Source organism: Psychroflexus aestuariivivens (genome assembly GCF_004010055.1).
Lineage (GTDB): Bacteria > Bacteroidota > Bacteroidia > Flavobacteriales > Flavobacteriaceae > Psychroflexus > Psychroflexus aestuariivivens.
This window is the reverse complement of record NZ_RQVT01000001.1, coordinates 122,944-135,002: the sequence shown is the minus strand read 5'-3', so window position 1 is coordinate 135,002 and position 12,059 is coordinate 122,944. Positions and strand designations below refer to the sequence as shown.

Here is a 12,059-nt window from a genome sequence, read left to right as displayed (position 1 = left end):
GAAATCGCATCTCCGATTGGTAATTCTAAACTCCAATCGCCATTCGCATCGGTTTCTTCTGTATAAGTATTTCCTAAAGCGTCAATAATTTCAACATCTACATTTGGCATATTTGGTTCACCAGCATCTTGCGTTCCGTTACCGTTTTGATCGAAATATAAATGACCTGTAAGATCACCAAAGGCATAGAATCCGTTAGTGTCATTTTCTGTATCTCCATTTCCAACTTCAGTTGTGGTGGGATTGGAACCTTCGGTTTGAATTGATCCAGTCGGAAAATCAGGGTCATTAATATCTATCTCTGAAACTGTTGTTCCTTCAGGAACAAGAATGGACCATTCTCCATTTTCATCAGTTTCTATGGTAATTAAATTTCCTAGTGAAGTCAAAATGTCAACACTAACATCAGTTATTCCTAACTCAGTTGCATCTTGAATTCCATTCTGATTTGAATCGTAATATAGCAAACCTTCTAAAATCCCCGATTGAAAAAAACCATCAATTTCATTAAAAACACCACCATTATTAACATTTGTTGTTGTAGGATTTGAGCCTTGTGTTTGAGTTGCACCTGTAGGAAAATCTGGATCGTTAAAATCTATATTTGTTGTTACTATACCTGCAGCTACAACGGCTTGCCAATTTCCATTAGTATCTGTAGTTAAAATTTGAATTTGACCTAAAGCATCAGTAATTTCAACATCCACATTAACCATGTCCGGTTCAACTGAATCTTGAATTCCATTTCCATTAATATCAAAATATAAATGTCCTGAAATGTCACCTGATTCAAAAAAACCATTTACTTCCTCTACAGTTTGATTAGCTTCTACAATGGAGACTGTAGGATTTGAACCTTCAGTTTGAATTGCATTAGTAGGAAATTGTGGATCGTTGAAGTCAATGTTTGTTATGACTTGACCTAATGGTAATTCTATTGTCCAATCACCGTTTGAATTTGTAGAAATGGTTTCAATTTCACCAAAAACATCAGTAATTTCCACATCTACATTTGGCATATCAGATTCATTTGGATCTTGAGTTCCATTTCCGTTTACATCGAAATATAAATGCCCTGATAATGTTCCTGTTTCATAAAAACCATCTATTTCTGAATAAATTTCACCATTGACAACATTAAAAATTGTAGGATTACTCCCTTGAGTTTGGTCAGTACCTGTTGGAAAGTCAGGATCGTTTGTGTCAATTGTAGTTGTTGCAATTCCTATAGAAACATTTTTTGTCCAATTTCCATTAACATCGGTTGTTTCAATAAATGTTTGACCGATTCCATCAACTATTTGAACATCAACATCAGGCATATTTGGTTCGTCTGAATCCTGAGTACCATTACCGTTTTCGTCAAAATATAAATGTCCAGATATTTGACCTGTCTTGAAAAATCCGTCAATTTCGGAATAAGATTGATTTAATAAAACTTCAGTTGTGGTTGGGTTTGAACCTTCAGTTTGAATCGCACCGTCAGGAAAATCAGGATCGCTAGTATCTATCTGAGAAATTGTTGTACCAAGTGGGACGCTTGAGCTCCATTCGCCGTTGGCATTAGTTTCAACAATTACAGTTTCACCAACAAATGTGGTTATGATAACATCAATATCGTCTAAACCAGGTTCACCAACATCTAAACTGCCATTATTATTCAAATCGTCATAAATTAAACCTGAGATTTCACCAGACTCAAAAAATCCATCATTTTCAATAAAAATAACATCATCTGGTTGATTTTCGAAATCTAACTCCAAGGGATGAGTTGATGGGTCTGTACCTTCTGTTTGCATTGCACCAATAGGAAATGGTGGGTTATTTTGATTAATATCGACAACAATGTCACCCATAATCAAGTTAGTTTGCCAATTACCATCAATATCGGTTTGGACTTGGAAAGTATTGTTTAAAAAATCTGTAATTTCAACTTCAACACCAACCATATCTGGTTCAATATCATCTTGTATGCCATTGCCATTAAGATCAAAATACAAATGACCCTGAACATCAGTATAATAAGCAAATCCAGTAGTTCCAGTGTCTGTTGTTTGATTTTCATTAATAACATCAACAAAAAAACTTGAGCCTTCATTTATGGTATAGCCATTCCACAACTGCTCTACTTGAATAAATACTGCAATGCTTCCAGCGACTGTTGTTAGAGACCAATCTCCATTTTCATCTGTAAAAACTGTATTTGCATTATTATTATTTGTAATATTAACTATTAAAACACCAACTCCTTCTATTCCTGGTTCACCTGGATCCTGATTCCCATTATCATTAACATCGTAGTATACGCGACCTGTAACTGTTCCAGGATCATTAAATTGTGCAAGTAAATTTTGGAAAGGATTCGGTAGAAATATATTTTCAGTTTGACCGAAAGAATTATATAGTAAGCTGGATGCAAAAAACATCAGAACAAAAACTGTACCGTGTAGTTTCATTAATTCTAGATTTCCATTGAGTTAGTTAGAACAAATATATGTATAATTAACAAAACCTTAGATGTTTGTATTAAAATTAACATATCCAAAAAAGACAAATAGTAAAGCAATTTAAATATGAAATTTAAGAAGAATATTAAATAAATTATTTTTTGATTTGAATTGATAAAATTTAATATTAAAGTAAATTTGCCGTCATGAAATTCAATAAAGAAATAAATAGACGACGAACGTTTGGTATTGTATCTCACCCCGATGCTGGAAAAACTACTCTTACTGAAAAACTCTTACTTTTTGGTGGTGCTATTCAAGAAGCTGGCGCTGTAAAATCCAATAAAATAAAGAAAACTGCCACCAGTGACTTTATGGAAATTGAGCGACAACGAGGGATTTCAGTAGCCACTTCTGTACTTGGGTTTGAATATAAAAACCTAAAAATAAACATATTAGATACTCCTGGGCACAAAGATTTTGCTGAAGATACTTTCAGGACTTTAACCGCTGTAGACAGTGTTATCGTTGTTATTGATGTTGCCAAGGGTGTTGAGGAGCAAACTGAAAAACTTGTAGAAGTTTGTAGAATGCGAAATATTCCGATGATTGTTTTTATCAACAAAATGGATAGAGAAGGAAAGGATGCTTTCGAATTACTAGACGAAATTGAACAAAAACTCAATTTACAAGTTACGCCTCTCAGTTTCCCTATTGGAATGGGCTACGATTTCAAAGGAATTTACAATATATGGGAACAAAATGTGAACCTCTTCACAGGAGACCCTAAAAAAGATATCGAAGATACTATTGAAGTTAGTGATCTTTCAACTTCAGAAATTGATGATTTAATTGGCGAAACATCAGCCAATACGCTAAGAGAAGAATTGGAACTGGCGCAAGGTGTTTATCCAGAATTTGACAAAGAACTTTACAAAAAAGGGCAACTTCAACCCGTATTTTTCGGATCAGCTTTAAATAATTTTGGAGTTCGTGAACTTTTAGATTGTTTCATAGATATTGCTCCACCTCCAAGACCAAAAGATAGTGACATCAGAGAAATAAAACCTGAAGAAGACAAATTTACTGGATTTGTTTTCAAAATTCACGCCAATATGGATCCTCGCCATCGTGATCGACTCGCTTTTGTGAAGATAGTTTCAGGTAAATTTGAAAGAAATAAGCCCTATTTGCATGTCAGACAAAATAAGAAATTAAAATTTTCCAGTCCTAATGCTTTTTTTGCCGAACGTAAAGAAATTGTAGATGAAATGTTTCCTGGAGATATTGTAGGATTACATGATACTGGAAACTTCAAAATAGGTGATACTTTGACAGAAGGCGAAGTTTTGAATTACAGAGGCATTCCAAATTTTTCACCAGAACATTTTCGATATATCAACAATGCGGATCCGATGAAGTCCAAGCAAATTAACAAAGGTATCGAACAACTTATGGACGAAGGTGTTGCACAATTATTTACTTTGGAAATGAACAATAGGAAAATAATTGGTACTGTTGGCGCACTTCAATATGAAGTTATTCAATATAGACTAGAGCATGAATACGGCGCAAAGTGTTCTTACGAAAACATCAACGTACATAAAGCCTGCTGGGTGCAACCAGAAAACGAAAAAAGCGAAGAGTTTCAAGAATTTAAAAGAGTAAAATCTAAATATTTAGCAAAGGATAAACAAAACCAACTTGTATTTTTAGCCGATTCTGCATTTTCATTGCAAATGACACAGCAAAAATATAAAAATATTAAATTTCATTTTACTTCAGAATTTTAAATATTAAGAAGCCGAGAACCTGCTTTCCGCATCAAGTCCGCAGTTTTCACAAAGCAAAAACATCGTCGCACCAAAAGCTTCTTGTGGTCGCTTTAGTGCTTGTGTTTTGCTAATTTCTAACTTTACGGGCTTTCTGCTACAATCAGGGCTATTGGACTAACTTTAAGATATAAAATCAATAACAAAAAAAGCTTTTGAATCTTCAAAAGCTTTTTTTGTTACTTTTCAGAATTTTGGATAATCTATTCTATATAACCTTGTTTACGCATCCAATCGTCATTATAAATTTTACCAACATATCGACTTCCGTGATCGTGAAATAAAACCACAACAACATCATCTTTTTTGAAGTGTTCTTTCAATTGTAAAAGACCTTTGACAGCAGCGCCAGCAGAATTCCCCAAAAACATACCTTCTTCCTTAGCTAACTTTTGTGTATAAACTGCAGCATCTTTGTCTGTAACTTTTGTAAAACCGTCAATAACTTCGAAACGAACATTTAAGGGTAAAATATCTTCACCAATACCTTCTGTAACGTAAGGATAAATCTCTTTCTCATCAAATTCACCAGTTTCGTGATATTTTTTAAATACAGAACCGTAAGTATCAATTCCCCAAACTTTCACATTTGGATTTTTCATTTTCAAATAACTTCCAACGCCAGAAATCGTCCCGCCAGTACCGACTCCAACAACAAAATGAGTAACTTTACCATCGGTTTGTTCCCAAATCTCAGGGCCGGTAGATTTAAAATGCGCTTTACAATTCGAGGGATTGTCGTACTGATTTACATACCAAGAATTTGGTGTTTCCTCAGCTAATCTTGCCGAAGTAGAATAATACGATTGTGGATCATCTGGAGCAACATCTGTTGGACAAACATGAACTTCGCAACCTACGGCTTTTAGAATATCCATTTTTTCTTTACTTTGTTTGTCACTAAGTACACAAATCACTTTATAACCTTTTACAATTGCAACCAAAGCCAATCCCATTCCGGTATTGCCAGAAGTACCCTCAATGATTGTACCTCCTGGTTTCAGACGACCATCTGCTTCAGCATCTTCAATCATTTGTACAGCCATTCTGTCTTTTACAGAATTTCCAGGATTGAATGTTTCGTATTTTGCCAATACTAAAGCGTCAATTTCTTCAACAATTTTATTCATCTTAACCAAAGGCGTATTACCAATGGTTTCTATAATATTTTCTGCGTATTTCATAGTTAAATTTTGAGGAATGCAAATATAAAAAAGTAAAACTCAAATCTTACACAGTTTCTTATAAACTAAAGAAACCGCTTGATTAAGCGGTTTCTTTTATAAAATTTGAATTTTATTTTAGTTCAATTCGTAAGAAATTAAATCTGATGTTGACCCTTCTGACTCGTTAATAATCCTAATCGGACCAATATCTTTAGCAAGATAAACCTCGGAAGTATCTGTAATAGTCTCTTCAAGACCTTCTTGAGAAATAGTAAGAACAATTTCAATGTGAATAACATCTTCATATTCTACTTCATTGACTTCTAATATCATACCACGCTCAACCATCGTCATCTCATAATTAAAATTTTGAGTAAATTCAATATCTTCAAAGTCCTCGAAACCTTCAATATCAATACTTGAAGTATATGTAAAATCAAAATCTGAGGAGTATGATTGACCTTCTTCCAAGTAGTCTTTTAAAAAAACATAATTAAAGCCTGAAATAGAAAGACTTATGCCATTTTCTTCAAAAGAAAAACTTTCAAGCAAATTATAATAGTTACCTTCATTTTTGATCACATAATTATCTGGTTGGTCAAAATCTTGTTCTACTGGTAAATCTGGAGTTTCTACTCCAGCATCTGAAATAAAATTATCAATTTGATATGCTGGTAAACCTTCTATTGTAGTTTCACTGTTTACTGAATATTCATTTTCTGAGCTAGAATTGTTACTTTCAACATTATAAACCCAAGTATTTCCAACAGCCATTGGCCAATAATCTCCAGTGGAACCTTCACCCGGTTCTGTTGGTGATCCTGGATTCGACGGAAGATTTGGATCTAAACTATCAGGGAATTCTCCTTCTAATGGCTCGTTGCTACATGAAATAGAACTTATTAGCAAACCAAAAACAAAAGCAATTTTTATTGAATTTTTAATCATTATTTAAATTTTAATTTAAGTTCAAATTTATAAAAAAAACTTAATGATTCAACCTAAGCTTGTAATTATTCATGTAAATTTAGTCTTATTCAAACTTAATTGCCTTAACTGGTGAAATCTTTGAAATGATAATCGACGGAATCAGAAGCATCAATAGACATAAAATTAGCGTTCCAATGTTCACAAAAACAATATAAGTCCAATCTATATAAATTGGTGCAGTTGTGACATAATAAGTTTCAGGATTCAGTGGAATAATTTCAAAATATTTCTGAATAAATAAGATTCCTAATCCGATGATATTTCCTAGAAAAAGTCCTTTGAATATCAGAAATCCAGCGTTATACAAGAAAATTTTACGAACCGACCAATCAGTAGCGCCCAGTGCTTTCAAAATTCCAATCATTTGGGTGCGTTCTAAAATTAAAACCAACAAAGCGGTAATCATATTGATGCCAGCAACTAAAATCATGATGCCAATAATAAGCGCAATATTAAAATCAAACATTTTCAACCATTCAAAAATTGAAGGGTATTTTTCAATAATTGTACTGGCATTCAGAAAAGAACCGATATTTTCATAGACTTTGAATCCAACGCTTTCAATTTGTGTAAAATCTTCAACAAACATTTCAAATTGGCCAACTTCATGACTTTCCCAATTGTTTAAACGTTGAATTTGCTTCAAATCTGCAATCACATAGGTTTTGTCAAATTCTTGAAAACCAGAATCAAAAATACCCGATATCGTCAAACCAACTGATCGTGGTAAACGATCTTGATCTTCGCGCATAAAATAAACAATGATCTTCTCCCCGACTTCAAAATCCAGTCGATTTGCCAAATAACTTGAAATCAAAACCTGCTTACTGATTTTCTCATCAAAAACTGGCAGTTCACCTTCTACTAAAAATTCTTCTAGAAAATCCCAGCGATAATCTTCGCCAACACCTTTCACTACAATACCTTCAAAATCAGTTTCCGTTCTAATAATTCCATATTTTGTAGCAACTGTCTGAATGTGATTGATTTCAGGTATCGATTCAAATTCAGGATAAAAATCTTGGTTTTTAGTTACCGGTTCAAAAGTGATATTTGACTGGTCATTAGAAAAATTATTGATAATTATATGACCATTGAATGCAGCAATTTTATCACGGATTTTTTCTTGCAGTCCTAAACCTGTACCAAATGCTATCAACATCATAACTATACCAATAGTTATGGCAGCAATCGCAATTTTAATTATCGGCGCAGATATACTACTTTTATGGTCGCTTTTGGCAACAAGGCGTTTGGAAACAAAAAATTCGAAATTCAACCTAACAATGATTTATAATTGCCTCAAAAATACAGTTTATTTTATTCTTCTTATCAATTTTTCTTGCAATGCGCAACAGAAATTGAATTCGGACGACTCAGACATTATTGTCGGTGCTAATTTAACCGAAACTTACCTCCCACTCCTTAAAGATAAAAGCGTGGCGATTGTCGGCAACCAAACATCTGTGATTTTCAAAAAAGATAATTCCTATGTGCATTTGGTCGATTCATTATTGAATCGAAAAGTCAACATCAAAAAAGTTTTTGCCCCGGAACACGGTTTTCGTGGTAAAGCCGATGCCGGAGAAATTGTAAAAGATGGCATCGATACCAAAACAAATTTGCCAATCGTTTCGCTTTACGGCGACAACAAAAAGCCAAAACCTGAGCAATTGCTTGGTATTGATTTAATAATTTTTGACATTCAGGATGTTGGCGCTAGATTTTACACTTATATTTCTACTTTACATTATATTATGGAAGCTTGCGCTGAAAATAATATCAAACTTCTAGTGTTGGATCGTCCAAATCCAAACGGACATTATATAGACGGTCCGATTTTGGTAGAAGAATTCAAAAGTTTTGTTGGAATGCATCCTGTTCCAATTGTTCACGGATTGACTATTGGTGAGTATGCAAAAATGATCAATGGTGAATCTTGGTTAAATAATAGCTTAAAATGTGATTTGAAAGTCATAGAAATGAAAAATTACAACAAAACTAAAAGTTATGATTTACCCATCAAACCTTCGCCAAATTTACCAAATTCAAAATCCATAAACTTGTATCCGAGTTTATGTTTTTTTGAAGGCACCAATGTCAATGCCGGTCGTGGCACGGATTTGCAATTTCAAATTTTCGGTTCTCCATTTTTAGACCAAAATCATTTTGAATTTGAATTCACGCCAAAATCAAATCCTGGCGCGAAATATCCAAAACATGAAAATGAAACCTGTTATGGAAAAAATTTACAAAATCATAAAACATTGAATCAAATCAATTTAAAATGGTTGATTGAAGCTTATCAAAATACCGAAAATCAATCTGAATTTTTCAATAATTTTTTCAACAAATTGGCTGGTAATGATAAATTGAAAATTCAGATTGAAGCTGGACTTAGCGCAGAAGAAATTCGCGCCACTTGGGCTGAAGGCTTGAAAAAATACCAACAAATGATTCTGCCCTACGAAATTTACGAAGATTGAATTTTTTCTCCGTTCAATTCAACTTTATACTGAATATCGACTGTTTGATCAAGCATTTTTGAAACAGAACAATATTTTTCAAAAGATAATTTTGCGGCTCTAAAGGCTTTATTAGGTGGAATTTCACCTTTTAATTTTACCAAAAGCTGAATAGTATGAAACACTTTAGGGTCGGTGTCTTTTCTAAATCCTTCCACTTCCATTTGCAAGTCGTCGATGTTTAAATTTTGTTTTTTTAAAATATGAACAATGTCAATACTACTGCAACCAGACAGACCCATCAAAATCAATTCCATAGGACTTGCCGCCTGGGGATTTGGCGCCGAAGAATTGAACATCTCTACTTTATGACCATTGGCATTTTCAGCTTCAAAGTGGACGTCACTGTTTTGTTTTTTATTTAAAGTGATTTTCATAGTAATCTTTTTTAAAATTTGCGTTTCAAGTTGAACTTCAACTTAATATTTATTCAAAAATAAATAGATTCACCTTGATTATAAATAATGAAATGCTAAAAAATAGCTAATCTAATTTAGAATTCATCAAATTTATTAAATTTGCTGTCGAGGAAGGATTTGACTGATTGCAGCCTCTAAAAATTGCTAAAACAGTATTTCAAGTTTAGTTGTTAATACAGACCATTCCTTCCGACTAAATTTTAAAAATATTTTTTATGTCTTATTTATTTACTTCAGAAAGCGTATCTGAAGGTCACCCAGATAAAATTGCAGACCAAATTAGCGATGCATTATTAGATTATTTTTTGGCTTTTGATGATACTTCAAAAGTCGCTTGCGAAACTTTAGTAACCACTGGACAAGTTGTTTTGGCTGGCGAAGTGAGAAGCAACACATATATAGATGTCCAGCAAATTGCCAGAGACGTTATCAACGACATTGGATATACTAAAGGAGAATATCGATTCAGTGGCGATTCTTGTGGTGTAATTTCATTAATTCACGAACAATCACAAGATATTTATCAGGGCGTTGACAAAACTTCAAAGGAAGAACAAGGCGCTGGAGACCAAGGTATGATGTTCGGTTATGCCACAAACGAAACCGAAAACTACATGCCGTTAGCATTGGATATTTCTCATAAAATACTCATAGAATTGGCAAAATTGAGAAGAGAAAATAAGGATATTCAGTATTTGCGTCCAGATGCAAAAGCACAAGTTACCATAGAATATTCCGATGACAATGTACCTCAGAAAATTGATACTATTGTCGTTTCTACACAACATGACAATTTTGATGAAGACGATAAAATGCTGGAAAAAATTGACAATGACATTAAAAATATTTTAATTCCGAGAGTAAAAGCACTTTTTGAAGACGATATTCAAAAATTATTCGACAATGACATCAATTATCACATCAATCCAACTGGGAAATTTGTCATTGGTGGACCTCACGGCGACGCTGGTTTGACTGGAAGAAAAATCATTGTAGACACATACGGTGGAAAAGGCGCACACGGTGGCGGTGCTTTTTCAGGAAAAGATCCGAGTAAAGTTGACCGTTCTGCAGCTTATGCTGCCAGACATATTGCCAAAAATATGGTTGCCGCAGGTATTGCGGACGAAATTTTGGTGCAGGTTTCCTACGCAATTGGCGTAAGCGAACCGACTTCAATTTTGGTGAACACCACCAACAAACATGTAGATTTATCTGATGGAGAAATCGCTAAAAAAATTAGATCAATTTTCGACATGCGTCCAGGAATGATTGAAGAACGATTGAAATTGAGAAACCCTATTTATCGTGAAACCGCAGCTTACGGACACATGGGTAAAACACCGAGAATCGAAACCAAAATATTTCGATCAGATTATTCTGGTGAAGTTAAAAAAGACGTAGAATTGTTTACTTGGGAAAAGTTAGATTTTGTCGATCGTTTAAAAAATGAATTTGATCTGAATTAAAACATCTCATATTAAAATAAATGCCTGCATGTTTCTACATTCAGGCATTTTTGTTTTACAAAATTATATTCAAAAATGAATTTCAAAATTTTCTAAACTTGATTGATTTCAGTTTTAGAATGTTGATATTTGAAAAAAATATTTGAAATGATAAATTTATATAGCGCACAAATAGAAAGCATGTCTATTCACCGTGTAGGTAACAAAAGTAGAAACGAATCGCTCTTTTTATCCGAAGAACCACACGAGCTTTCAGATGAGTTAAAACCACTCATTAAAGAATATTTTCTAAAATCTTTCAGAGATAAAGAAGAAAATTATTATCATTTTGTTCACGATACCGATTTGGAATTTCACGAACTCAATAATATGGTGACAGATATTTTCAATAATCCTATGGAAAGTCATCAAATTTCAAAAAAAATAACCAAAAGATTGTTTGATGAATCTAAGCATCAGCACATCAAAGGCGGCGAAGTTTATGTCGTTTATTTTGAAAATATGCTTGTCGATAACGAGAAAGTTTCAGCAGTTGGTATTTTTAAATCTGAATTGAAACACGATTTTCTTCAATTTGAAGAAAAGCAAAACAATCTAGATGTGATTCTTCAACAGGGCGTTTACCTTAATAAATTAGATAAAGGTGCGTTGATTTTCAATACTGAAAAGGAAAACGGTTATAAAATTTTGTCTGTAGATTCCAATAAATATGATACAAAATATTGGTTGGAGCAATTTCTGCAAGTCGACTTTTTTGAAGATGAAAATTTCTACACCAAAAAGTATTTGAAATTTTGCGAAAACTTCGCTAAAGACGTTGTTTTACCGGCAGAAGACAAACAACAAGAGGTTTTGTTTATGAACAAGGCCATGAATCATTTTGCCTCAAACGACAATTTCAATGAGCAAAATTTCCTAAATGATGTTTTGGAAAATCCGGCTTTAGAACCTGAATTTCAGAATTACAAAACCGAAAAAGCACCAAAATATAAAGTTGAAGATTTATCAGATTTCCCGATTTCAAATACGGCGGTTACGGCAGCTAGAAAGAAAATAAAAAGCGTAATTAATCTCGACACCAACGTGCAAATAAAAATGGATTTTGTCAGTGGCGACAGTGCTGAAAGATTTATTGAAAAAGGCTGGGACGAAGAACGGCAAATGTTTTACTATTTGGTGTATTTCAACAAAGAAGAAAAAAGCTAAAGTCT

Annotated in this window: 9 protein-coding genes; 4 read left to right on the top strand and 5 right to left on the bottom strand. The window is 33.5% G+C overall.

The annotated features are described in order from the left end of the window. On the bottom strand, positions 1 to 2,456 hold a 2,456-nt coding region (locus EIG86_RS00570; protein WP_317129898.1), incomplete at its 3' end, for an SdrD B-like domain-containing protein. Positions 2,457 to 2,653: 197 nt separating this feature from the next. Between EIG86_RS00570 and EIG86_RS00565 the strand changes: the two genes are divergently transcribed. Next, complete coding sequence (locus EIG86_RS00565; RefSeq protein WP_127844212.1) at positions 2,654 to 4,240, top strand: peptide chain release factor 3; 1,587 nt, start codon at positions 2,654 to 2,656, stop codon at positions 4,238 to 4,240. Between the two features lie 242 nt (positions 4,241 to 4,482). Here EIG86_RS00565 and EIG86_RS00560 read toward each other — a convergent pair whose 3' ends face one another. From EIG86_RS00560 to EIG86_RS00550, 3 genes are all read right to left on the bottom strand, one after another. After that, positions 4,483 to 5,463, bottom strand: coding sequence for a PLP-dependent cysteine synthase family protein (locus EIG86_RS00560; RefSeq protein ID WP_127844211.1), 981 nt, complete (start codon positions 5,461 to 5,463; stop codon positions 4,483 to 4,485). 117 nt (positions 5,464 to 5,580) lie between these two features. Further along, the gene (locus tag EIG86_RS00555) at positions 5,581 to 6,393 is read right to left on the bottom strand and encodes a hypothetical protein (protein ID WP_127844210.1); all 813 of its coding nucleotides are present in this window, start codon (positions 6,391 to 6,393) and stop codon (positions 5,581 to 5,583) included. An 85-nt stretch (positions 6,394 to 6,478) separates the two neighbouring features. Continuing rightward, a complete protein-coding gene (locus EIG86_RS00550; RefSeq protein WP_127844209.1) occupies positions 6,479 to 7,714 on the bottom strand; it encodes an ABC transporter permease in 1,236 nt (411 codons plus the stop codon). A gap of 7 nt (positions 7,715 to 7,721) precedes the next feature. On the opposite strand from EIG86_RS00550, the gene EIG86_RS00545 reads away from it, so the two are divergent. Beyond that, a complete protein-coding gene (locus EIG86_RS00545) occupies positions 7,722 to 8,921 on the top strand; it encodes an exo-beta-N-acetylmuramidase NamZ family protein (RefSeq protein WP_192901691.1) in 1,200 nt (399 codons plus the stop codon). Here the strand turns inward: EIG86_RS00545 and EIG86_RS00540 are convergent. Beyond that, positions 8,909 to 9,337, bottom strand: a complete 429-nt coding sequence (locus tag EIG86_RS00540; RefSeq protein ID WP_127844207.1) for an OsmC family protein — start codon at positions 9,335 to 9,337, stop codon at positions 8,909 to 8,911. The two genes, EIG86_RS00545 and EIG86_RS00540, sit on opposite strands and share 13 nt — an antisense overlap. 257 nt (positions 9,338 to 9,594) lie before the next feature. On the opposite strand from EIG86_RS00540, the gene metK reads away from it, so the two are divergent. After that, positions 9,595 to 10,848 carry a methionine adenosyltransferase gene (gene metK, locus EIG86_RS00535; RefSeq protein WP_127844206.1) on the top strand — a complete coding sequence of 418 codons (1,254 nt, stop codon included), beginning with the start codon at positions 9,595 to 9,597 and terminating at the stop codon, positions 10,846 to 10,848. Positions 10,849 to 10,995: 147 nt separating this feature from the next. Next, positions 10,996 to 12,054, top strand: coding sequence for a nucleoid-associated protein (locus EIG86_RS00530; RefSeq protein ID WP_127844205.1), 1,059 nt, complete (start codon positions 10,996 to 10,998; stop codon positions 12,052 to 12,054). Positions 12,055 to 12,059: the final 5 nt, after the last annotated feature.